Source organism: Burkholderia sp. Bp8991, from assembly GCF_003853795.1.
Taxonomy (GTDB): Bacteria; Pseudomonadota; Gammaproteobacteria; order Burkholderiales; family Burkholderiaceae; genus Burkholderia.
On the sequence record NZ_QTQJ01000008.1, the window covers coordinates 59,509 to 81,940 of the forward strand.

Sequence of the window (22,432 nt, forward strand, 5' to 3'; positions counted from 1 at the left end):
AGTGGGCGTTTTGGGCCCTGTGTTGCCCGGCAGGCCGCACTTTCCAGCCATTATGCGGCGGAATCCGGCCCGCACGACGGATTTTTTAGCGCAGCGCAACGTAGTCGCCGTACTCCAGCGCGATTGCTAGGCAGTCCGGCCCCGACACGGTACCATCATGGCTCCCGAATTTACCGACTTTTCCCGACGCGGCTTAAGATGGAATACAAGAGCTGGATGTGCCTGATTTGTGGCTGGATTTATGACGAAGAAGCCGGGCTGCCCGAAGAGGGCATCGCCCCGGGCACGCGCTGGGAAGACGTCCCGATCAACTGGACGTGCCCCGAATGCGGCGCTCGCAAGGAAGACTTCGAGATGGTCCAGATCTGACCGGACCCTTGGCCAACGGACACCCGGCTGCGGCCTCGCGGTTGCCCGGTGCTTGCGCGCCGAGGCCGGCGCGAGCGACTTGACGATGACAGGCGCGCGTGTCCATGACGGCCGATCCGGCGAACGTTCCCCACCCTGACGCATTACCCAACCCGCGCGGCGGGGCCGTGCGCGCGGCCGACGCGTGGCTCGCGGCGGCCGCCGACGCATTCGAGCGTCGCGACGACGCGGCCGCGCCGCTGTCGGCCGCTGCCGCCGTGCTGGCGGAGGCCGGCTGGCTGCCGGCCGCCCGATTCGCGGGGCAACTCGCCGCCGCGGCGCCGCTGGTCGCCGCCGAACCGGCTTGCGCCGCCTGGCGCCTCGCGTTGCGCGATTTCAGCGCGGCGGTCGGGCGCCACAATCTGCGCGAGCTGGCCTGCTCGCCCGTCCTGTTCGACCATTTCCGTGCGCTGCGTGCGCAAAGCTCGGCCGACCTGCACGCGAGCGTGCCGCTCGACACGCTGGCACTCGTCGGGCGCGCGACGCCGCCGGCGACGCTGCGCGCGTTGCCCGACGCATTCGCGAGCCGCGCGCGGGCCCGTTACGAGCAGGCGCTGCTCGGCGTGCTGCGCGCGCCGCACGGCACGCCGGACGCGGCGCTCGACGAGCTCGACACGACCCTGACCGCGCTGGCCGACGACGCGCCGTACGACTTCTGGCGGCTCGCCGCCGCGTGCCTGCGCGCGCTGCGCGCGAGCGCCGCGCCCGAACTGAAGCGTTTCCTCGCACGGACCAACCTGCTGCTCGGCGAGCACGCGCAGGGCAGGCGCCGCGCGCCGCCGGCGCTCGTGCGCGAGACGGTTGCGTTGCTGTGGCGCGATTTCGCGCTGTTCGGCGCGGCCGCGGAAGACGTCGCGCTCGTCGACGTGCTGCACGACTATGGGCTGACCGTGGACTGGCACGTCGCCGGCACGCCCGCGTCCGAGGCGCTGTGGGAAGCCGGCGCGGCGCAGGCCGAGCATGAGGCGGTCGCGGCGGCGCCCACCCGCATGCTCGGCGTCGTGACCGTCAATGCGCATGCGTATGAGGATTTCCTGCAGACGGCCGACGCGTCGATGACCGATCTGGCCGTCGATGCGGCCACCGCCGATGCGGGGGCCGCATGGCGCGCGTCCGCGGCCGCCTACCGGGTCGGTACGGCCGCATGCGCGCTCGGGCTCGGTCACGCGGCGCTGCTGGCCGACACGCTCGGGCTCGCGTGGCGCCGTGCCGCACACGGCCTGCCGCTCGCCGACGGCGGGCTCGACGCGCACGGCCGGGCATCCGACCTGCTGCGCGGCGCGCTGCTGAAGATCGCAGCGGGGGTGGCGCCGCCGGACCTGACCGCGGCGTCCGAGGCGCTCGGCGCGGCGCTTGCCCGGAGCTGACGCGCAACGGGGCGCGACCGCGGCGGCAGCCCTTGCCACGCGGGCCGGCAACACGCTGCCGACAGCGCCCGCGCGCGTGTTAGAGTGCCGTGTGATCCGCGCGCGTCGTTGCCAGCGTCGTGCGGCGTTGCTTGTTGATCGCGGCCCGGTCAGGCCGCGGCGTCTTTGCTAAAATTCAAACCATGTCAAAGCCTTCCGATCGCATCAATCTCACCAACCAGTTCCTGATCGCCATGCCGAACATGGCGGATCCGACGTTTTCAGGAACGGTGGTCTATCTTTGCGATCACAGCGAGCGCGGTGCGCTCGGCCTCGTCATCAATCGGCCCACCGACATCGACCTCGAATCGCTGTTCAGCCGCATCGACCTGAAGCTCGACATCGAGCCGCTGCTGCACATTCCCGTGTACTTCGGCGGCCCGGTCCAGACCGAGCGCGGCTTCGTGCTGCACGAGCCGGTCGAGGGCGCGAACTACAACTCGTCCATGTCGGTCGAGGGCGGGCTCGAGATGACGACGTCGAAGGACGTGCTCGAGGCGGTCGCGACGGGCACCGGCCCGAAGCGCTTCCTGCTGACGCTCGGCCATGCCGGCTGGGGCGCCGGGCAGCTCGAGGAAGAAATTTCCCGCAACGGCTGGCTGACGGTCGCCGCCGATCCGCGCATCGTGTTCGACACGCCGGCCGAGGAGCGTTTCGAAGCCGCACTTGGCCTGCTCGGCGTCAGCTCGTCGATGCTGTCCGGCGAAGCAGGGCACGCATGAGCGGCGCGAGCGCGCGCGATGCGACGCTCCTGGCGTTCGATTACGGCGAGAAGCGGATCGGCGTCGCGATCGGCAATGCGCTGACGCGCTCGGCCCGCGCCCTCGTCGTGATTCCCAACCTGAACCGCGAGCACCGCTTCAAGGCGGTCGGCGAACTGCTGGCCGAATGGCGGCCGGACGCGCTCGTCGTCGGCCTGCCGATGCATCCGGACGGCACGCCGCACGACATGACGCAGCAGGCGAAGCGCTTCGGCAACCAGCTGAACGGCCGCTTCGGGCTGCCCGTCACGTGGGTCGACGAACGCTACTCGTCGGTCGAGGCCGAGGCCGGGCTGCGCGAGCGCAACGTGCGCGGGCGCGCACGCGCCGAGATACTCGATGCCGAGGCCGCGCGCGTGATCCTTCAACAGTATCTCGATCAATTGTCCGACCATGAGCACCATTGATGCCGACGCGCTCTACCGCGTCCTGCTCGACCAGATCCGCGACGCATACGGCACGGCCTTCGCCGAGCCGGGCGGCCCGCGGCTCGCCGGCATTCACAGCGGCGGCGCCTGGCTCGCCGAGCGCCTCGCGCGCGATCTCGGCGCGCCGGGATTCGGCGTCGTGAACGTCGCGCTGCATCGCGACGACTACGCGAAGAAGGGGCTGCACAGCCAGGCGAGCCCCACGTCGCTGCCGTTCGAGGTCGACGGCGCGCGCATCGTGCTCGTCGACGACGTGCTGTACACCGGCCGCACCGTGCGCGCCGCGCTCAACGAACTGTTCGACTACGGCCGTCCGGCCGCGGTCGAGCTTGCGGTGCTCGCCGATCGCGGCGGCCGCGAACTGCCGGTCGCCGCGCGTTTCGCGGGCGGCACCCTCGACGTGCCGGCCGATGCGACGCTCGTGCTCGCGCGCGACGAAGCCGCGCAGCTCACGCTGCGTATCGAGGCCCACGGCGCCTGAGCGAACCGCGCAACCGTATCCCGGGCCGCCGGTTCGTACCGCGGCCCGTTTGCATAGTTGGAATCACGCACACCATGACCACCGACACCACTGGCCGCACCGGCAATCCCGCCGCGGCCGCGAGCCCCGAGCGGTTCCGCTACGGTTTCCTGAAGGGCAACCCGCAGCTCACGAAAAACGGCGAGTTGAAACACCTGCTGTCGATCGAGGGCCTGCCGCGCTCGATCGTCAACCACATCCTCGACACGGCCGAGCAGTTCGTCAGCGTGACGGACCGCGAGGTGAAGAAGGTGCCGCTCCTGCGCGGCAAGTCGGTGTTCAACCTGTTCTTCGAGAACTCGACGCGCACGCGCACGACCTTCGAGATCGCCGCGACGCGCCTGTCGGCCGACGTGCTGAACCTGAACATCAACGCGTCGTCGACGAGCAAGGGCGAGTCGCTGCTCGACACGATCAACAACCTGTCGGCGATGCATGCCGACCTGTTCGTCGTGCGCCATGCGTCGAGCGGCGCGCCGTACCTGATCGCCGAGCACTGCGCGCCGCACGTGCACGTGATCAACGCGGGCGACGGCCGGCACGCGCACCCGACGCAGGGCCTGCTCGACATGTACACGATCCGTCACTACAAGCGCGACTTCACGAAGCTGCGCGTGGCGATCGTCGGCGACATCCTGCATTCGCGCGTCGCGCGCTCGGACATCCACGCACTCACCACGCTCGGCGTGCCGGAAGTGCGCGCGATCGGCCCGCGCACGCTGCTGCCGGGCGGCCTCGAGCAGATGGGCGTGAAGGTGTTCCACAACCTCGACGAAGGCCTGAAGGGCGTCGACGTGATCATCATGCTGCGCCTGCAGAACGAGCGGATGAGCGGCGCGCTGCTGCCGTCCGCGCAGGAATACTTCAAGACGTGGGGCCTGACGCCCGAGCGCCTCGCGCTCGCCGCACCCGACGCGATCGTGATGCACCCGGGCCCGATGAACCGCGGCGTCGAGATCGACTCGCAGGTCGCCGACGGCCCGCAGTCGGTGATCCTCAACCAGGTCACGTTCGGCATCGCCGTGCGGATGGCGGTGATGGGCATCGTCGCCGGCAACAGCGACTGAGCCCGCTTTCGCGCATCCTTATTCACGCAATCAACGCATTTACAGACAGCGCATGAAGATTCATATCAAAGGCGGCACGCTGATCGACCCGGTCGCCGGCACCGAGCGGCAGGCCGACGTATTCGTCGCGGACGGCAAGATCGCCGCGCTCGCGGCAGCAGGTACGGCGCCGGCCGGTTTCGACGCGGACAAGACGATCGACGCGTCGGGCCTGATCGTCGCGCCCGGTCTCGTCGACCTGTGCGCGCGGCTGCGCGAGCCCGGCTACGAGCACAAGGCGACGCTCGCGTCCGAGATGGCCGCGGCCGTCGCGGGCGGCGTGACGACCCTCGTGTGCCCGCCGGACACCGACCCCGTGCTCGACGAGCCGGGCCTCGTCGAGATGCTCAAGTTCCGTGCCCGCAACCTGCACCAGGCGAACGTCCATCCGCTCGGCGCGCTCACCGTCGGCCTCAAGGGCGAAGTGATCACCGAGATGGTCGCGCTGACCGAATCGGGCTGCGTCGGCTTCACGCATGCGAACGTGCCGGTGCGCGACACGCAGGTGCTGCTGCGCGCGCTGCAATACGCGAGCACCTACGGTTACACGACGTGGCTGCGACCGCTCGACGCGTTCATCGGCCGCGGCGGCGTCGCCGCGAGCGGCGCGCTCGCGTCGCGGCTCGGGCTGTCCGGCGTGCCGGTCGCGGCCGAGACAATCGCGCTGCACACGATCTTCGAACTGATGCGCGTGACGGGCGCGCGCGTGCACCTCGCCCGCCTGTCGTCGGCGGCCGGCCTGGCGCTCGTGCGCGCGGCGAAGGCCGAGGGGCTGCCCGTGACGTGCGACGTCGGCGTGAACCACCTGCATCTGATCGACGTCGACATCGGCTACTTCGATTCGCAGTTCCGGCTCGATCCGCCGCTGCGCGGCGAGCGCGATCGCGAAGCGATCCGCGCGGCGCTCGCCGACGGCACGATCGATGCGATCTGCTCCGATCACACGCCGGTCGACGACGACGAGAAGCTGCTGCCGTTCGCCGAAGCGACGCCGGGCGCGACGGGGCTCGAACTGCTGCTGTCGCTCACGGTGAAGTGGGCCGATGAAACGAACACGCCGCTCGCGCAGGCGCTGCGCCGCATCACGGCCGCGCCGGCCGACGTGCTGCAGTTGCCGGCGGGCCGCCTGGCCGAAGGCGGCGCGGCCGACCTGTGCGTGTTCGACCCGCGCGCGCACTGGCGCGTCGAGCCGCGCGTGCTGAAGAGCCAGGGCCACAACTCGCCGTTCCTCGGCTACGAACTGCCGGCCTGCGTGCGTGCGACGCTCGTGGCGGGGCAGGTCGCGTTCGAGCGTCACTGAACCCAGCCGGATCTTCGCCATGACCGCTCTTCGCAAGCTGCGTCTCGTCTTTCACCTGCTGCGCGGCATGGCGATCGTCGCGCTGCGCTTTTCGCATGTCGGCCCCGCGCGGCGCCTCGAACTCACGCGCCGCTGGTCGCTCAAGCTGCTGCGGATCTGCGGGATGCGCCTCGTCGTCCACAACGACGGGGCGCGTCTCGACGCGGGGGCGCTCGTCGTCGGCAACCACGTGTCGTGGCTGGACATCTACACCGTCAACGCGTGGCGGCCGACGCCGTTCGTGTCGAAGGCCGAGGTGCGGCAATGGCCGGTGGTCGGCTGGCTGGCGGAGAAGCTCGACACCGTGTTCCTGCAGCGCGAGAAGCGCACCGAGGCGATGCGGGTCATGCACGAGATGGCCGACCGGTTGCGCAACGGCGGTGTGATGTGTGTGTTTCCGGAGGGCACGACGTCGGACGGGCAGGCGCTGCTGCCGTTCCACGCGAACCTGTTTCAGGCCGCGGTGTCGGCCGGCTGCGCGGTGCAGCCGATCTGCCTCATGTACGAGGACGCGCAGCGGCGGCAGTCGGTCGCGCCGGCCTATACGGGCGAACTGTCGCTCGGGACGTCGCTCGACATGGTGCTGCGCGGCGGCCCGCTCGTCGCGCATCTCTACGTGTGCGAGCCAATCGCGCCGGGCGGTGATCGGCGCACGACGTCGGCGGCGGCCCGCGATGCGATCGCCGCCGCGCTGGCGACGTTGCAGGAGAAGGTCGGCAAGCCGTCGGCCGAGTCGCTCGCGGAGCTGCAGAAGCATGCATATCCGGCGACCGAGCTCGGTGGCGGTGCGGCGGGTGAGGCGGCGGCCGAGGAGCCGGTGCCGGGGCGGGAGGGGTGATGCTTCATTCCGCCCGCACGCCGCGCGTGCGGGTCATTCGCCGCCCGGCGTGCGGCACGCGTCGCACTGCACCTGCGTGACCGTACGCTGTGCCGGGTCGGCCGTCAGTCGCACGGCCGACAGCTGATTTCCCCATACGCACCCCGAATCGAGCGCGACGACGTTGTCGCGCAGCATCAGGCCGAGCGCGGCCCAGTGCCCGAACACGACCGTTACGTTTTCGGTGCGGCGCGCCGGTACGTCGAACCACGGCAGGTAGCCCGGTGGCGCGCTGTCGGGGCCGCCGTTCGCCTTGAACTCCATCGCGCCATCGGGCGTGCAGAACCGCAAGCGCGTGAACGCGTTGAACGCGACGCGCATCCGGTCGCGTTTTTTCAGGTTCGGACTCCATTGATTCGGTTCGTTGCCGTACAGGCCTTGAAGCGTGTCGCGCCAGTCGGGGGCGCGCAGTGCGCGCTGGAGTTCGTCAGCGAGTTCGAGCGCGAGCGATGTGTCCCATTGCGGCAGTACGCCCGCGTGCACGAGCAGCATGTCGTTTTCGAAGTGCGCGAACGGGCGGTGGCGGACCCAGTCCAGCAGCGCGTCGGCGTCGGGTGCGTCGAGGATTTCGCCGATCGTGTCGCCCGGGCGTTCGGTGCGGATGCCGGCTGACACCGCGAGCAGATGGAGGTCGTGGTTGCCGAGCACGACGGTCGCGCGCGGGCCGAGGTCGACCAGCGCGCGCAGCGCGGCAAGGGAGTCGGGGCCGCGGTTGACGATGTCGCCGGCGATCCATAGCGGGGTGTCGGCGGGGGCTGAAAGCTTTTCGGACAGCGACTGGAAAGCTGAATGACAGCCTTGGATGTCGCCGATGGCGATGGGGGGGCGGGTCATGAGAGGCAGTTGTTACAGGTCTTGACACTGGATGGGAAAAGGCGCACTGCGGAAGCGCGCCCATGCACAATATTGTGCCAGTTTAACGTATTGATTTAAAACATAATTTCATGCGTTCTGCCGATGCGGACCACTGTTTCAAGTTGTTAGCAGCGTGGCTTTTGCGGAGGCTTGCTTCCTATAATTGCGGCTTCCTCGACAGAATTAGCATTTCATGACTTTGACGGTCACGGTGAGAAGTTAGAATTCCCGCCTTGAGCGACGCGTACATCGATGCCGTCGCTGTTCGAAATGATGGCGGCTCGTACTTGAGGCCTGCCGTGTATGACTAGAGGGAGCCTCATGATCCTGGTGACGGGGGGCGCGGGTTTTATCGGCGCCAATTTTGTACTCGACTGGCTGCGTCAATCCGACGAGGCCGTGCTCAATGTCGACAAGTTGACCTACGCCGGCAATCGTCGCACGCTGCAGTCGCTGGACGGGAACCCGGAACACGTGTTCGTACGGGCCGATATTTGCGACCGGGCAGCACTCGATGCGCTGTTCGCGCACCACAAGCCTCGCGCAGTCCTGCATTTCGCTGCGGAAAGCCACGTCGATCGCTCGATTCACGGGCCGGCGGATTTTGTTCAGGCCAATGTGGTGGGCACGTTCACGCTGCTCGAAGCCGCACGGACATACTGGAACGGCCTCGGCGAAGCGGACAAATTGGCCTTTCGTTTTCTGCACGTATCGACGGATGAAGTGTTCGGCTCGTTGTCGGCGACTGATCCGCAGTTCTCGGAAACCACGCCGTATGCGCCGAACAGTCCTTATTCGGCGACCAAGGCCGGCTCCGATCATCTTGTGCGCGCCTATCATCATACGTACGGCCTGCCCACGCTCACCACGAACTGCTCGAACAATTACGGCCCGTACCAGTTCCCCGAGAAACTCATTCCGCTGATGATTGCCAATGCGCTCGCCGGCAAGCCGCTGCCCGTCTACGGCGACGGGCAGAACGTGCGCGACTGGCTGTATGTCGGCGACCACTGCAGCGCGATTCGTGAAGTGCTCGCGCGCGGCGAGCCCGGCGAGACGTACAACGTCGGCGGCTGGAACGAGAAGAAGAACCTCGAGGTCGTGCATACGCTGTGCGATTTGCTCGATCAGGCGCGTCCGAAGGCAACCGGTTCGTACCGTGATCAGATCACCTACGTGACGGACCGTCCCGGCCATGATCGTCGTTATGCGATCGATGCGCGCAAGCTCGAGCGCGATCTCGGCTGGAAGCCCGCCGAGACGTTCGAGACCGGTCTCGCGAAGACGGTGCGCTGGTATCTCGACAACCAGGTATGGGTCGACGAGGTGGCCTCGGGCGAATACCTCAAGTGGGTTGAAACCAACTACGCGGAACGCGCGTAAGGGGAACGGACATGGCGCGCAAGGGCATCATTCTCGCCGGCGGTTCCGGCACGCGACTGTATCCGGTCACGCACGTCGTATCGAAGCAGCTCCTGCCGGTGTACGACAAGCCGATGATTTACTACCCGCTTTCGACACTGATGGTCGCGGGCATCCGCGATGTGCTGATCATCTCGACCCCGCAGGATACGCCGCGCTTCGAAGCCATGCTCGGCGACGGCAGCCAGTGGGGGATGAACATCCAGTATGCGGTGCAGCCGTCACCGGACGGCCTTGCGCAGGCTTTCATCATCGGCCGGGATTTCGTCGGTAACGATCCTTCGGCGCTCATCCTCGGCGACAACATCTTTTACGGGCACGATCTCGCGAAGCAACTCGAGCGCGCATATGCGGCCGAGGCCGGGGCTACGGTGTTTGCCTACCACGTGCACGATCCCGAGCGTTATGGCGTCGTCGAATTCGATGCGTCGTTCCGTGCATTGTCGATCGAGGAGAAGCCCGCGAAACCGCGTTCGAACTACGCGGTCACGGGGCTGTATTTCTACGACAACCGCGTGTGCGACATCGCCGCCGACATCAAGCCGTCGGCGCGCGGCGAGCTGGAAATTACCGACATCAACTCGCGATATCTCGCGGATGGTGCGCTGAACGTCGAAATCATGGGGCGCGGTTACGCATGGCTCGACACGGGTACCCACGATTCGCTGATCGAAGCGGCAAGCTTCATCGCGACATTGCAGAAGCGGCAGGGACTGGTCGTTGCATGCCCTGAAGAGATTGCGTACCGCAGGCACTGGATCGACGCGGAGCAGGTGCTGAAGCTGGCGCAACCGCTGTCGAAGAACGCTTACGGGCAGTACCTCAGGAACCTTCTCACGAATCAGGTCGCATGGCTATCCAGGTAACGGCAACGGCGCTGCCCGAAGTCAAGATCATCGAACCGAAGGTGTTCGGCGACGCGCGAGGGTATTTCTACGAGAGCTTCAACGAGCGCGAATTCGCGGAGCAGATCGGGCCACGCATCGAGTTCGTTCAAGACAATCATTCGCGTTCGACGAAGGGCGTGTTGCGCGGGCTCCACTATCAGATCGAGCACGCGCAAGGGAAGCTTGTGCGTGTGGTGGAAGGTAAGGTATTCGATGTCGCGGTCGATATCCGGCGCAGTTCGTCGAACTTCGGCAAGTGGGTTGGCGTGATGCTGTCGGCGGACAACCATCGCCAGCTTTGGGTGCCGCCCGGCTTCGCGCACGGCTTCGTTGTGCTATCGGCGGCAGCGCAGTTCCTTTACAAGACGACTGATTACTGGTTCGCCGAGCACGAGCGCTGCATTGTATGGAACGATGCGGAGATCGGCATCGAGTGGCCCATCGATGGCGAGCCGCTACTGGCAGCGAAAGATGCGGCGGGCAAATGTCTGAGCGAGGCCGAAGTCTATGCGTGAGGGCCACATGCGTCCTGCCCCGACCATTCTCGTGACGGGTGTCAACGGGCAAGTGGGATTCGAACTATTGCGTACGCTGCAGGGGCTCGGCCATGTGGTGGCGTGCGACCGGACGATGCTCGATTTGTCGGATCTGGATCAGGTGCGGGCCGTGGTGCGTGACCTGAAGCCGGCGGTCATCGTGAATCCTGCGGCTTATACCGCCGTGGACCAGGCCGAAACGGCCATCGATGCCGCACGGCGCCTGAATACCGATGTGCCGCGCGTGCTTGCGCAGGAAGCGTTGCGGCTCAACGCGTTGCTCGTTCATTACTCGACCGACTATGTGTTCGACGGCACGAAGGAAGGGGTCTATGTCGAAACGGACGAGACCAATCCGCAGAATGTGTACGGCCTGACCAAGCTTGACGGCGAGCGGGCCATTGCAGCGACGGGTTGCGATCACTTGATATTGCGTACGAGTTGGGTCTACGGGCGTCGAGGCAAGAACTTCCTGCTCACGATGCTCAAGCTTGCTGCCGAGCGATCCGAACTGCGGGTTGTGGTCGATCAACTCGGGGCGCCGACCTGGTCGAATTCGATTGCCGCTGCAACCGCACATATTCTGGCGCAGTGCCTGGCACCGAATGCCGGTAACGTTCGAGCGCCACAATCGGGTGTCTATCATCTTGCTGCCGGCGGGGAGACATCATGGCATGGCTTTGCGCAGGAAATTTTCCGACTGGCGCTGGGCGACAAGGCGCCGCGAGTGTTGCCGATCGCCGCGAGCGAATACCCGACGCCGGCGCGGCGCCCCGCAAACTCGCGCATGTCCGGGGCGAAACTGGCCGGTACGTTCGGCATACGGATGCCGGCATGGAATGAGGCGCTCCGACTATGTCTGGATTCCTGAATGGATGGCGATCTGGTTGCGGTTGGGCAAAGCGACCGTTGCGATAAACTAATCGGCTCCGTGTGCGTTGCCCTGTCGGTCCGCCGGCGAGTGCGCCGCAATTGCGTGCGGATGTCTCGAGGTCGGATGCGTCGGCATTGTCGATGGGAGACAATGCCCGGCGAATCGATTCAATGAATGGTGCTGTAGCGATGGACTCAACGTCACAAAATTTTGCTTCCGGCGAGCCTGCTCAGTCGGCCGATGCTCTCGCGGTGCTGCAGACTCGCATAGAGGAGCTCGAGGCCGAGCTTGTCCAGGCGCGGGCGCTGGCTCGTGAGGCAACGATGCGTGCGCGGCGGAACAGTTATCAGGCATCCGCAGCGCAGGCGCATGCAGATGCGGCAGAGCGCCAACTGAGTTCGGTTCTGTCCAGTTCGTCCTGGCGCATCACCGCTCCGGTTCGCGTTGTGGCGCATGTCGCGAAATCTGCAATCCGGTTCGCGCGTGATCCATCGTGGTCGGTATTGAAGCGGCGCAGCATCTCGCTGCTTCGCGAAGCAGCGCGCCGGAGCGCATTGGCGCGGGCGGTGGTGTTTTGGGTGCGCGATCGCCATCCGCGACTTTGGGCGCGACTTGCGCCGCTGGCGGCTCCTCGCTTTGCCGGGGCGCAGTCCATCTCGGTTACACGCTGGAAGGAAGGGAGCGTGTCTCGCCGGAACTACGCTGAACTGGTTGCCGCACGGGCGCCGCAATGTGATCGAGCCACCATCGATGGTTTTCTCGACGCAAGCATGAGAGGCGTCGACTCCCGAAAGCTTGCCGGACGCCTTGCCGAAATCTGTGCCGCTACCATGCCGGGCCGCGATAGCGGAACGGCTGCGCCTTGACTGCGACGAAATCAGGTAGCAGTTCTTACATCATGCACAACGGAGTAACACGCGCAGTGGGTTCATCAAACACCGTATCGGGAATCATGGCCGACATCGAGGGTAAGTCATTCCCTGCGCAGTCACGGCGAACGGGCGCCATCCATCAGTTTCATTCCGGAAGTGCCGTTGCGGATGCCGTGACCAATAGTATGTTCATGATCCAGGCGCTGCTGCGCGAGCTGGGTTTCGAATCCGATATCTTTGCCGAACACGTCGCGCCGGAACTGACGGGCAGTATCCGCTATTTCAGGGAGTACGCCGAGTCCAAAGAAGACGTAATGTTGTTGCATCATTCGATGGGACATGATCAGGACGAGTGGGTCATGAATCTGTCGTGCACGACGATTCTGATCTATCACAACATTACGCCCGAATCGTTTTTCGACGAGCGTTCTCCTTTCAGACATTATTCGGCCAAGGGCCGTGCCCAACTCGATGCGTTTCGTGAGCACTTCGCGGCAGCAATCGCGGTGTCCGATCTCAATGCGCGAGAGCTGACCGAACGCGGCTACGAAAAGGTTACGACGATTCCGCTCCTGATCGATGCGGCAAAGATTCGCTCGGCAGAATGGAACGATGTGCTCGTTCAGGAGCAGTCACAGGTGATGACGGTCTTGTTCGTCGGCCGCATCTCGCCGAACAAGGCGCATCGGGATCTCGTCGAAGCAGCGGCCCAACTGCGGGCAATGATGCCCCGGCCGTTCCAGTTCGTGTTTGTCGGGGGGTACGGAGAAGAGGAGCCTTACTATCTCGAACTGCGGCAACTGATCGACGAGCTCGAATTGGGCGAGATCGTTCGGTTTGCGGGGAAGGTTCCTGATGCGGATCTTTATGGCTGGTACCGGGCGGCAAGTGCGTTTCTGTGTCTCAGCGATCATGAGGGGTTTGGTGTTCCGCTAATCGAGGCGATGACTTTCGACGTACCGGTGATCGCGTATGCGAGTAGCAATATCGAGTCGACGCTTGGCGGCGCCGGGCTGCTCATTCACGACAAGCACCCGCAAGCCGTCGCCGCGCTTTTGCGCGCCGTATCCGAAGACCGCGCGCTGCGTCGCGCGATAGTTGTCGAGCAGCGCAAGCGAGTTCGACAATTTGAGCGTCCCGCGCTGCTGGAGCAGTTGCAGCAGTTCCTGCGCCAGCACGGTATCGAGATTCCGCAGCCGATCGACACGTACCCTCGTACCGATGGGGAGCGTCCACCACGCTATCAAGTCGAGGGGCCGTTCGAGACGTCATACAGTCTCGCACTGACCAATCGAGAACTGGCTTTCGCACTGGACCGTGCAAATCCGGGTGAAGTCGGCTTGTTTGCGACTGAGGGGCCGGGCGACTATGCGCCAGACGTTCGAAAAATCAGCGCGATCCGCGGGCTTCCCGAGCTCGCGGCGCGTGGCAGCAAGCGCAGTGGTGCGGACGTTGTGGTCCGCGACCTCTATCCGCCGCGCGTTCACGACATGGACGGACTGTACAATTTCCTGCATTTCGCATGGGAAGAGTCGGAACTGCCTGCTGCCTGGGTCGGTGCATTCAACGAGCATCTCGATGGAGTGGCCGCGATATCGACGTTCGTCGCAAAGGTCATGCGAGACAATGGCTATGCAGGGCTGATTGCTTCTGTCGGCAATGGCGTCGATCATGTCGCCCGAGCCGAGCGGCTCGAATATCGCGGCCCGCTCGGAAAGGGCTTTCGTTTTCTGCACATATCATCCTGCTTTCCGCGCAAGAGTGTCGACGTGTTGCTCGACGCGTTCGCGAAGGCCTTCACCACGCGCGACGATGTATCGCTGACTATCAAGACGTTTCCCAATCCTCACAATAAGGTTTCTGCCCAGATCCAGGCTTTGCGCCGGCGCTACCCCGACTGTCCGGAGATTGTCCTCGTCGAGGAAGACCTGAACGCTGGCGAGATCGTGGACCTTTACCAACGGTGCCACGCATTCGTGGCGCCGTCTCGCGGGGAGGGTTTTGGGTTGCCCATGGGCGAGGCGATGTGGTTCGGTCTACCCGTTATCACCACGGCGTTTGGTGGCCAGGCCGACTTCTGTACGGCCGAGACCGCGTGGCTTGTCGACTTTACGTTCGAGCGCGCCAAGACGCACCTTGGGTTGTTCGACTCCGTCTGGGCGGAACCCAACGTCGACAGTCTTGTCGCTCAACTGAAAGCGGTGCGTGAAGCGACGGCTGAAACACGTGCCGAAAAGGCGGAGCGCGGTCGTGCATTGCTCGAGTCGCGTTTCACGTGGGACCGTTGTGCCGAGCGACTGATGGCGCTGGAAGCGTCGGTCCGGCGTCTGGAGCCTGGGTCCGCTCGGCGAATGCGGCTCGCATGGATTTCGTCGTGGAACACGAAATGCGGAATCGCGACCTATTCATCATTCCTGGTCGGTGGTCTCGATCCGGCATGGTTCGATGTCAGGATTCTCGCCTCGCGCGATCCCGCCGTCGTCATCGAGGACGGTCCGGGAGTGACGCGCTGCTGGACGGATCAGCGTGGCCGCATCGACGACTTGCTGGCAGAACTCGATCGATGCCGGCCGGACGCGATCATGTTGCAGCACAACTTCGGCTTCTTCAGCATGCCTTCGACGTCTCGAATCGTCGAGTATGCGAACGCACACGACATTCCGATCGTGATTACCTTTCACTCGACGAAGGATGTCGATACGCCGGACTATCAGGCATCGCTGTCGGAAATCGCTGGCGCGCTGCGTGATGCCGACCGCTTGCTCGTGCATAGTATCGACGACCTGAATCGGCTGCGGATGTTGGGCCTCGTTGATAACGCGACGCTGTTTCCGCATGGCGTGCATGCACGCGAGTCGTCCGACCGGCTTGCGTGCCGGACGGCGCTGAACATTCCCGCCGATGCTCCGGTAATTGCAACGTATGGATTCCTGCTTCCGCACAAAGGCCTGGAGGAGATCATCGAAGCGTTCTCGATGATGTCAAAAGAGCTGCCGCAGGCGCGTCTGTTAATGGTCAACGCGCTGTATCCGGTTCGCGATTCGGAGTTGACGGCGGAACGATGCAGCAATCTGATCAAGACGCTCAATCTCGAAGGCCGTGTGCAGATGATTACCGACTTCCTGCCCGATCGCGAGAGCTTCGCGTATCTGGATGCGGCCGACCTCGTCGTGTTTGCATATCAGGATACGGCCGAATCGGCGAGCGGTGCCGTGCGGTACGGACTGGCTGCCAATCGGCCGGTGGCCTGCACACCGATACCGATCTTTGACGATCTCGGCGACCTCGTACATCGGTTCTCGGGCACCGATGCGCGCGCGATTTCCGCTGATCTGGCTACGCTGCTCGGCGATTCCTCGCTGCTGCGAAGCAAGGCCGGTGCTCAGGCGGCGTGGATCCAAGCCCGGTCGTGGGACGAGATGTCGGCGCGGCTCGGCGGGATTGTCCGCGGGCTCGTCGCCGAGCGGTCGTCTGTCAGCCGAGGTGGCTGATAAAATGATGAGTTTGCCAAGCGGGAGCCGGGCAAGGGACGCGTGTCACCGCTGTTGATCGCCATCTCCGTCGGCCCCGTGCAAAAGGGCTAAAAGGCGCCTGAGTTCGTCGCGCAACACGTTCGCGAGGCGCGTGTCATTCGAGTCCGCCTTCGAAGGGACTCTAATTAATTGGGTATCGAAAACCGATGCAGGACAAAGCACATCACTCCGTCGGGAGTTCACTGAGGTTGGCGTGGATGCTTGCGAAGCGAGATCTGAAGAATCGCTACGCCAGCTCGTACGCGGGTACGGCATGGAACGTCGGCGTACCGCTGCTTTACTCCCTCATCAACGTGGTCGTGTTCTCGATCCTGATGCGGGGACGAATGGGGGCCCAATACGGTGACATTCCGTTTGCCCTTTTCTATTTCGTGCCATTCTCGCTGTGGACAGTATTCACCGAAGTGACGGGGCGCAGCACCGGCATCCTGCGGGAATACAGCTATCTCATCAGCAAGATCGCGTTTCCGGTCTGGGTCTTGCCGCTGATTCCACTCACGTCGGCGCTGATCAGTCAGGGCATCATTTTTGTTTTCGTAATCGGCCTGTTGATCATTAAGGGTGTCGTGCCGGGAGCCATGATCTGGATGTTTCCCATTATCTGGGCTCTCTCGCTTGCGATTTCGATCGGCTTTGCCTATGGCATCTCGGCCATTTCGGTCTATGTCCCGGACATGGTGCCGATCGTTCCGCTGTGCACGAACATCATCTTTTGGCTCACGCCGATCCTGTATCCGGCGACGATGGTGGAGGCATCGCGCATGATCTGGATGCGCAACATCGTCATGACGCTCAATCCGTTCTACTACATGGTGGAGACATCTCGGCAAGCCGTGTTTCCCGGGATTCCGTTCAATTGGGAATATGTCGGAATTCTGATCGTTGTAGCGGTGGGTGCCGTTGCGATCGGTGCATATATTTTTCGCAAGCTGAAGCCTGGCTTCGCAGACGTCCTTTAAAGGTCAAGAGTTAGTTCATGTCGACACAAGATCGCTCCAAGGTTATCGAGCTGAGCAATATCAGCAAGATCTACCGTTCGTATTCTTCGCCGCGACATCGCTTGCTCGAGTTGATGTCGGCGGGCAAGAGGCAATATTTTCGCGAAACTCGTGCGCTGGACGACGTTTCATTCTCGCTTGAGAAAGGCGACCGATTCGGTGTAGTAGGGGAAAACGGCAGCGGCAAGAGTACGCTCCTGAAGGTCCTGGCCGGCGTACTCAATCCGAGTACCGGTTTGGTCAATGTCTCCGGGCGCGTATCGGCGCTTCTCGAACTGGGCGCAGGGTTTAATCCGGAACTGTCTGGACGCGAAAACATCGTCCAATTCTGCATGCTGCATGGCATGCTGCAAGAGCAGGCCATTGCCGCTCAGCCGGAAATCATCAGGTTCAGTGAACTGGGCGATGCAGTCGATCATCCCGTCAAGACATACAGCAGCGGGATGGCAGTGCGGCTCGGGTTTGCATGCGCAGTCTACGTGCAACCCGACATTCTGATCGTTGACGAGGCGCTGAGCGTCGGCGATGCATACTTTCAGAACAAGTGCCTGCACAAGATCCGCACGATGCTTGATGAAGGGACGACGTTCATCTACGTGACGCATGCTGCGGATTCGGTGCGTGCACTTTGCAATCGAGGCCTCTGGCTCGAGAAAGGGCGCGTTCGACTGCTCGGCAGTTCGAAGCAGGTCGGCGCCGCATACCAGAGTGAAGTGTTCAGCCGGATGGTACGAGCTGGTATCGACGTCACCGAAGTCGATGATGACGACGTCTCGGCGGATACGCAAGCCACGGCCGGCGAACCGGTGACGACGCGTACGCATGTGCGCCCCGACAAGGCCCGGACGCGCGCATTTTCATCGCGTGTCGAGCCGTTGCGTACCGGCACCGGCGAGATCCGGATTGACGATATCAGCGTCATCGATCCGGAGGGCAATGAGTGCGACACCATCGACATCGAGAAGAAGATGCGCGTTCGCGTTTTCTTTCACGTGGTATCGCCGCCTCCCGAGCGCAGTTCCCTCGCGCTTGGCATCACCGATTCATCGGGGCGACAAATCCTGCATTTCAGTTCCGCAGTACAGGACGTGTTCCCGTCGGAGGCGACACCGCATATCCAGCATATGATGGAATTCACCTTCGCGAACCCGTTGTGTCCCGGCGAGTATGGATTGATCGCGGGGGTCGGTGTGACCACGGAGCATCCCGAAAATCGAGGGCAGAGTCTCGTCACGACCGTGATTGATTACTGCGTAGGCGGCGCACGGTTCGCAGTGCGATTCCCCGACGAAATGGTGAAGCGGGATTTGTGGGGCGTTGTGCACGTGGACTACGATGTTTCGATGCATTCGCTCGATTGAGCGATCGCGTCGTTGCCAGTCGGATATTCACATGTTTGAGCGTCTTAGGACAAAAATCCGGGAACGATTGATTGAAGCCGTGACCGATCGTGTCATCTCGCGTCTTGCTGAATCGGCGGACTTCATGGCTCAAGTTACCCGGCGCGTGGCGGCGGAGCAATCGTCAAACGCGTCGCAGTCCGTGCCATGGGAGTCAGATTCTGTCGTCGAGCGCCTCATCGAGCGGATGACGCCGGGAATCGCGCAGCGACTGGTCATGACGCCGGTCGTGTTCGGCGGTGAATGGGACCGCATCTCGCTTGGAGAGGGCGTGCAATTGGTGAACACGCTGATGAATGTGTCATCAGGGCGCATCGTCATTGGCGATCAGACGTTCTTCGGTCATAACGTCAGTTTGATTACGGGCACGCATCCGTTGACTGAGCAGATGTCCGCCCGGCACGACTATCCGCGGGAAGGGCGCGATATCGTGATTGGGAAAGGGGTTTGGATTGCATCCAACGCGATCGTCGCGGGCCCGTGTACGATCGGCGACCATGCGGTGATCGCTGCGGGCGCAGTCGTGACGTGCGACGAAGTCGAGGCGGGTTGGCTGTACGGTGGCGTTCCAGCGCGCAAGATCCGGAAGTTGATTTGAGTGTACGCACGGAGCTTCAGGGCGACCTCGATACAGCAGACCTTTCGCACTGTCGAACGGAAGCCAGGGACGGAACTTCGTGAGCACCGCGCCTAGTCGCGGCAGAGAATCATTGAGCGTATTTTGAGAGTTGATTGAATATGAAGGCTGAAATTAGAAAGGTGGTGCGAGCCGTTGCGAACTGGCCGGTAGTGGGCCGACTCGTACGCATCGTGGTCGCCGCGATACGGCTCCCTGAGTTCCGCGCCGACGTCATGCATCGTCAGGACGTTTATGAACGAGATCAGCTTCCGATGCTCTTGCGCACGTTGTCGGAGTTGAACGATCGTCAACGGTTGATCGATAACGACCAAGACAATCTCGTACGATCGGTGCCCGTTGCGTTGCGACGGCTTCATGCGGACGTCAAACAACTGAAGGCCGTACTCGAAGAGCGCAAGGCGTCGGACCATGAGGCATTGGCGAAGCAGCGCGAAAGTGCGGACGCACGCCTGCCGGAAGTCGAGGCGCTTGTACGTCGCCTGGACGAGCGCTTGGGCGGCATGGACGACTCTGTTCGATATCTGCTTGGCCGCGTCGAATTCGTTCGCCGGGAATTGATGTTCGAAATGCGCTATGGCGCTTCGTCGCCGGGCGAGAAGGAAGACACGCTGAAGGCGAAGACAGAAATCATCGCGAAGGAGAAGGTGGCCGCAGCAGCCAGCAACGGTCAGTTGCGGCTTAATCTGGGTTGCGGCCATATCGCGCTGGATGGCTATTTGAATGTCGACCGCCGAGCATTGCCGGGTGTCGATATCGTCTCGGAGGTCGACGAACTGCCATTCAAGAATGGTGAGTTGACTGAAATTTTCTCCGCGCACTTGCTTGAGCATTTTCCTCAGGAGCAGATGGCCCGCGAGTTGTTGCCATACTGGTTCGGCCTTCTGAAGCCGGGTGGCGAGTTCCACGCGGTCGTTCCCGATGCACAGGCGATGATGAAGAACTACATCGACGGTGATTACCCGTACGCGTACCTGCGCGAGGTGACGTTCGGTGGTCAGGATTACGACGGCGATTTTCACTTCAACATGTTCACCCCTGAATCCATGTCGGCCATTCTGAAGGAGGCGGGGTTTGTCGATATTTCGGTGATCCAGACTGGACGACGCAACGGAAACTGCTACGAATTTGAAATCGTGGCGAAACGTGCGATACCGGCCTGATGCAACGTCTGCGATCGAGTGCAGTCGTCACCTGCCTTCGTTCGGTCAGGCCCTCGATGGCCGTGACGAAACGAAACGGCAAGCATACCGAACCACCGAATGTGCGAACGACGCCGCTTTGTCGAGTATCACCATCAAACACTGTACCGAAATATCGAGGTAACCCATGTTGAGCTTTTCGATTGTCATAAATACGCTCAATCGTGCCGCATTGTTGCAGAAGACGTTAGAGAGTTTTCGCTGGATTCGGTACGCTGGTGACTTCGAAGTCATCGTAGTGAACGGGCCGTCGACTGATGGGTCGGCGGACGTGATTTCGTCCTGGTCGTCGTTCATCCGCGCCGGGACGTGTCCGGTCGCGAACCTGTCGGTTTCTCGAAACGTCGGCATCTGCATGGCCGAAGGTGACGTCGTTGCCTTTATCGATGACGATGCGATCCCGGAGCCGGAATGGCTCACACAACTCGCGGCAGCTTACGACTCTCCAGAAATCGGCGGTGCGGGTGGGCTCGTGTTCGATCAGACGGGTTACACATTCCAGTATGAGTACAGTACCGCCAATCGCTTGGGAAATTCGAACTGGGCCGCAAAGAAGAGTGCCGAGCATCTGTGCTTTCCGGGATCCTATGAATTTCCTTACCTTCAGGGGACAAACGCATCATTTCGTCGGTCAGCCCTGATGGAGGTGGGCGGCTTCGACGAGGAGATCGAGTACTACCTCGATGAAACGGAGCTGTGCTGCCGATTGGTCGACGCCGGATACGTCATTCGTCAGTTGTCGAACGCGTACGTGCACCATAAATTTGCGCCGAGCCATGTTCGCGACGATCACAAGATCACGCGTTACCGGTATCCGGTGATCAAGAACAAGATCTATTTTTCGCTCAAGCACGCACGCAAATATCTGCCGCTGGAAGAGATCTTCGACGACAACCGGAAGTTTTCGCAAGGACACCAAAACGATATTCGCTTCCATATAGACGGCGGCCGTCTTGACAAGTCGGAACTCGACAAATTCAAGGAAGAGAATGCCCGCGCCTGGGATACCGGCGTTGAACATGGATTGAACGGGCACGCGGAACTGATCACCGCCGAAAAGAAGGCACGTGTCGCTGGCGAATTCAAGAAATTCCAGACATTCGGTGATTCGAGTCAGGACGCAATTGTGTTGATCGCGCGCGATTATCCGCCGGCGCAAGCAGGTGGAATTGCCACGTTCAACAAGGATCTTGCCGAAGGGCTCGGCTCGGAAGGCCGAACCGTTCACGTGATTACACAGAGCCCGGATTTCAATCGTGTCGATTTCGAAAATGGGGCGTGGATTCACCGTATCGTAACGAAAGAGATGGGGCGTTCCAGCGATGCCGTCGAGAGGAATATTCCCGCCCACATCTGGAACTGGTCGGCAACGGCGCTCGAGGAAGTCGAGCGCATTGCGTCGCATCGCAAGATCGGCGTGGTCGAAGCACCGATCTGGGACTGCGAGGGATGCGCATTCCTGTTCGACGGTCGTTGGCCGGTAGTGACGAGTTTGCACACGACGCTGCACTTCTGGATTCAGACGCATCCCGAGTACGCCGCCGATGCCGCGTGGATGAAGTCGTTCGGCAAGCCGATGCTCGCGCTGGAGCAGGAAATGATGACTCGCGTAAACGCGGTTCGCGCCAATAGTCGGGCGATCGTGACCGAGATCGAGGCAGCGTACGGATTCAAATTCGATCAACAGAAGACGATCGTCGTGCCGCACGGCCTTGCGGCAAATGCGCCCACATCGAAGGGGAAGCCTACGTCAAACCCCGATGTTGTCACGCTGCTGTTTGTCGGTCGACTTGAGCCGCGCAAAGGCATTGACGTGTTATTGGAGGCGCTTCCGGATGTACTCGCAGAAACACCGAACCTGAAGGTGCGGGTGATCGGTGATGACACGCTGCCGGGTCCGACCGGACGTCCCTTCAAGGACGTTTTTATCGATTCGGATGCCGGGCGCAAGTGGGGCGATCGTTTGTCGTTCGAGGGCCGTGTGCCGGATGAGGTGGTGCGCGCGGCTTATGCCGAATGCGACGTCTTTATCGCCCCGAGTCGATTCGAATCGTTTGGTCTCGTGTTCCTCGAGGCCATGCGCGAAGGAAAGCCTGTGATCGGATGCGCCGCGGGCGGGATGCCAGAGGTGGTTTCGCACGATGTCAACGGATTACTAGTGACACCAGGTGACGCGAAGTCGCTGGCGCAAGCAATTCGGCGGCTTGTCAACTCGTCCGAACTGCGTGAGCGTATGGGGGCTGCCGGAAAACGCCTGTTCGCGGAGCGGTTTACGGCAACGCGTATGGCATCCGAGAGTTCGGCACTTTATTCGCTTGCGATCAACAACCACCTCAATTCGGTTGCGTAATGAAAGTCTCATACGTGAACG

20 protein-coding genes are annotated in these 22,432 nt (G+C 62.7%); 19 read left to right on the forward strand and 1 reads right to left on the reverse strand.

What is annotated here, in order from left to right; translation table 11 throughout:
• Window positions 1-198: 198 nt before the first annotated feature.
• The 8 genes from DIE02_RS11335 (at window position 199) to DIE02_RS11370 (ending at window position 6,806) form a co-directional block, all read left to right on the forward strand.
• Window positions 199-369 carry a rubredoxin gene (locus tag DIE02_RS11335; protein WP_004186709.1) on the forward strand — a complete coding sequence of 57 codons (171 nt, stop codon included), beginning with the start codon at window positions 199-201 and terminating at the stop codon, window positions 367-369.
• A 104-nt stretch (window positions 370-473) separates the two neighbouring features.
• Window positions 474-1,775: a hypothetical protein gene (locus DIE02_RS11340; protein WP_124529007.1), complete on the forward strand. Its 1,302-nt coding sequence runs from the start codon at window positions 474-476 to the stop codon at window positions 1,773-1,775.
• A gap of 182 nt (window positions 1,776-1,957) precedes the next feature.
• Window positions 1,958-2,536, forward strand: coding sequence for a YqgE/AlgH family protein (locus DIE02_RS11345; RefSeq protein WP_044846295.1), 579 nt, complete (start codon window positions 1,958-1,960; stop codon window positions 2,534-2,536).
• Window positions 2,533-2,982, forward strand: coding sequence for a Holliday junction resolvase RuvX (gene ruvX, locus DIE02_RS11350; protein WP_124488742.1), 450 nt, complete (start codon window positions 2,533-2,535; stop codon window positions 2,980-2,982). The genes DIE02_RS11345 and ruvX overlap by 4 nt, the downstream gene beginning before the upstream one ends.
• Entirely contained in the window at window positions 2,969-3,484 is a 516-nt protein-coding gene (gene pyrR, locus DIE02_RS11355; RefSeq protein ID WP_059538920.1) for a bifunctional pyr operon transcriptional regulator/uracil phosphoribosyltransferase PyrR, read from the forward strand. Before ruvX ends, pyrR begins: the two co-directional genes overlap by 14 nt.
• Window positions 3,485-3,558: 74 nt before the next feature.
• Window positions 3,559-4,590 carry an aspartate carbamoyltransferase catalytic subunit gene (locus DIE02_RS11360; RefSeq protein ID WP_044846292.1) on the forward strand — a complete coding sequence of 344 codons (1,032 nt, stop codon included), beginning with the start codon at window positions 3,559-3,561 and terminating at the stop codon, window positions 4,588-4,590.
• A 52-nt stretch (window positions 4,591-4,642) separates the two neighbouring features.
• On the forward strand, window positions 4,643-5,929 hold the full coding sequence (locus DIE02_RS11365) for a dihydroorotase (RefSeq protein ID WP_124523356.1): 1,287 nt from the start codon (window positions 4,643-4,645) through the stop codon (window positions 5,927-5,929).
• 19 nt (window positions 5,930-5,948) lie between these two features.
• On the forward strand, window positions 5,949-6,806 hold the full coding sequence (locus tag DIE02_RS11370) for a 1-acyl-sn-glycerol-3-phosphate acyltransferase (protein ID WP_124488744.1): 858 nt from the start codon (window positions 5,949-5,951) through the stop codon (window positions 6,804-6,806).
• Window positions 6,807-6,839: 33 nt separating this feature from the next.
• Here DIE02_RS11370 and DIE02_RS11375 read toward each other — a convergent pair whose 3' ends face one another.
• Entirely contained in the window at window positions 6,840-7,679 is an 840-nt protein-coding gene (locus DIE02_RS11375; protein ID WP_124529009.1) for a symmetrical bis(5'-nucleosyl)-tetraphosphatase, read from the reverse strand.
• Between the two features lie 342 nt (window positions 7,680-8,021).
• Here DIE02_RS11375 and rfbB point away from each other — a divergent pair, with 342 nt between their 5' ends.
• The 11 genes from rfbB (at window position 8,022) to DIE02_RS11430 (ending at window position 22,411) form a co-directional block, all read left to right on the forward strand.
• Window positions 8,022-9,083: a dTDP-glucose 4,6-dehydratase gene (gene rfbB, locus DIE02_RS11380; protein WP_124529011.1), complete on the forward strand. Its 1,062-nt coding sequence runs from the start codon at window positions 8,022-8,024 to the stop codon at window positions 9,081-9,083.
• 11 nt (window positions 9,084-9,094) lie between these two features.
• Window positions 9,095-9,988 (forward strand): glucose-1-phosphate thymidylyltransferase RfbA, encoded by an 894-nt coding sequence (gene rfbA / locus DIE02_RS11385; RefSeq protein WP_124529013.1) that lies wholly within the window; start codon window positions 9,095-9,097, stop codon window positions 9,986-9,988.
• Window positions 9,973-10,524, forward strand: coding sequence for a dTDP-4-dehydrorhamnose 3,5-epimerase (gene rfbC, locus DIE02_RS11390; RefSeq protein ID WP_124529015.1), 552 nt, complete (start codon window positions 9,973-9,975; stop codon window positions 10,522-10,524). Before rfbA ends, rfbC begins: the two co-directional genes overlap by 16 nt.
• The gene (gene rfbD / locus DIE02_RS11395) at window positions 10,517-11,416 is read left to right on the forward strand and encodes a dTDP-4-dehydrorhamnose reductase (protein WP_124529017.1); all 900 of its coding nucleotides are present in this window, start codon (window positions 10,517-10,519) and stop codon (window positions 11,414-11,416) included. Before rfbC ends, rfbD begins: the two co-directional genes overlap by 8 nt.
• Before the next feature lie 191 nt (window positions 11,417-11,607).
• Entirely contained in the window at window positions 11,608-12,285 is a 678-nt protein-coding gene (locus tag DIE02_RS11400) for a hypothetical protein (protein ID WP_124529019.1), read from the forward strand.
• Window positions 12,286-12,371: 86 nt separating this feature from the next.
• Window positions 12,372-15,782 (forward strand): glycosyltransferase, encoded by a 3,411-nt coding sequence (locus tag DIE02_RS11405; protein WP_185702621.1) that lies wholly within the window; start codon window positions 12,372-12,374, stop codon window positions 15,780-15,782.
• A 188-nt stretch (window positions 15,783-15,970) separates the two neighbouring features.
• A complete protein-coding gene (locus DIE02_RS11410; RefSeq protein WP_124529023.1) occupies window positions 15,971-16,783 on the forward strand; it encodes an ABC transporter permease in 813 nt (270 codons plus the stop codon).
• A gap of 17 nt (window positions 16,784-16,800) precedes the next feature.
• The gene (locus DIE02_RS11415) at window positions 16,801-18,183 is read left to right on the forward strand and encodes an ABC transporter ATP-binding protein (protein WP_124529025.1); all 1,383 of its coding nucleotides are present in this window, start codon (window positions 16,801-16,803) and stop codon (window positions 18,181-18,183) included.
• 31 nt (window positions 18,184-18,214) lie between these two features.
• Complete coding sequence (locus DIE02_RS11420; RefSeq protein WP_185500341.1) at window positions 18,215-18,820, forward strand: acyltransferase; 606 nt, start codon at window positions 18,215-18,217, stop codon at window positions 18,818-18,820.
• 134 nt (window positions 18,821-18,954) lie between these two features.
• Window positions 18,955-20,022 (forward strand): hypothetical protein, encoded by a 1,068-nt coding sequence (locus DIE02_RS11425; protein ID WP_124529029.1) that lies wholly within the window; start codon window positions 18,955-18,957, stop codon window positions 20,020-20,022.
• 166 nt (window positions 20,023-20,188) lie between these two features.
• Window positions 20,189-22,411, forward strand: a complete 2,223-nt coding sequence (locus DIE02_RS11430; protein WP_124529031.1) for a glycosyltransferase — start codon at window positions 20,189-20,191, stop codon at window positions 22,409-22,411.
• Window positions 22,412-22,432: the final 21 nt, after the last annotated feature.

Coding starts and splice junctions, on each gene's coding strand:
- DIE02_RS11400 (WP_124529019.1), top strand. CDS start 11,608: ATGGACTCAACGTCACAAAATTTTGCTTCCGGCGAGCCTGCTCAGTCG.
- rfbD (WP_124529017.1), top strand. CDS start 10,517: ATGCGTGAGGGCCACATGCGTCCTGCCCCGACCATTCTCGTGACGGGT.
- ruvX (WP_124488742.1), top strand. CDS start 2,533: ATGAGCGGCGCGAGCGCGCGCGATGCGACGCTCCTGGCGTTCGATTAC.
- pyrR (WP_059538920.1), top strand. CDS start 2,969: ATGAGCACCATTGATGCCGACGCGCTCTACCGCGTCCTGCTCGACCAG.
- rfbC (WP_124529015.1), top strand. CDS start 9,973: ATGGCTATCCAGGTAACGGCAACGGCGCTGCCCGAAGTCAAGATCATC.
- DIE02_RS11370 (WP_124488744.1), top strand. CDS start 5,949: ATGACCGCTCTTCGCAAGCTGCGTCTCGTCTTTCACCTGCTGCGCGGC.
- DIE02_RS11340 (WP_124529007.1), top strand. CDS start 474: ATGACGGCCGATCCGGCGAACGTTCCCCACCCTGACGCATTACCCAAC.
- rfbB (WP_124529011.1), top strand. CDS start 8,022: ATGATCCTGGTGACGGGGGGCGCGGGTTTTATCGGCGCCAATTTTGTA.
- DIE02_RS11365 (WP_124523356.1), top strand. CDS start 4,643: ATGAAGATTCATATCAAAGGCGGCACGCTGATCGACCCGGTCGCCGGC.
- DIE02_RS11410 (WP_124529023.1), top strand. CDS start 15,971: ATGCAGGACAAAGCACATCACTCCGTCGGGAGTTCACTGAGGTTGGCG.
- DIE02_RS11415 (WP_124529025.1), top strand. CDS start 16,801: ATGTCGACACAAGATCGCTCCAAGGTTATCGAGCTGAGCAATATCAGC.
- DIE02_RS11405 (WP_185702621.1), top strand. CDS start 12,372: ATGGCCGACATCGAGGGTAAGTCATTCCCTGCGCAGTCACGGCGAACG.
- DIE02_RS11335 (WP_004186709.1), top strand. CDS start 199: ATGGAATACAAGAGCTGGATGTGCCTGATTTGTGGCTGGATTTATGAC.
- DIE02_RS11345 (WP_044846295.1), top strand. CDS start 1,958: ATGTCAAAGCCTTCCGATCGCATCAATCTCACCAACCAGTTCCTGATC.
- DIE02_RS11430 (WP_124529031.1), top strand. CDS start 20,189: ATGTTGAGCTTTTCGATTGTCATAAATACGCTCAATCGTGCCGCATTG.
- DIE02_RS11420 (WP_185500341.1), top strand. CDS start 18,215: ATGTTTGAGCGTCTTAGGACAAAAATCCGGGAACGATTGATTGAAGCC.
- rfbA (WP_124529013.1), top strand. CDS start 9,095: ATGGCGCGCAAGGGCATCATTCTCGCCGGCGGTTCCGGCACGCGACTG.
- DIE02_RS11375 (WP_124529009.1), bottom strand. CDS start 7,679: ATGACCCGCCCCCCCATCGCCATCGGCGACATCCAAGGCTGTCATTCA.
- DIE02_RS11360 (WP_044846292.1), top strand. CDS start 3,559: ATGACCACCGACACCACTGGCCGCACCGGCAATCCCGCCGCGGCCGCG.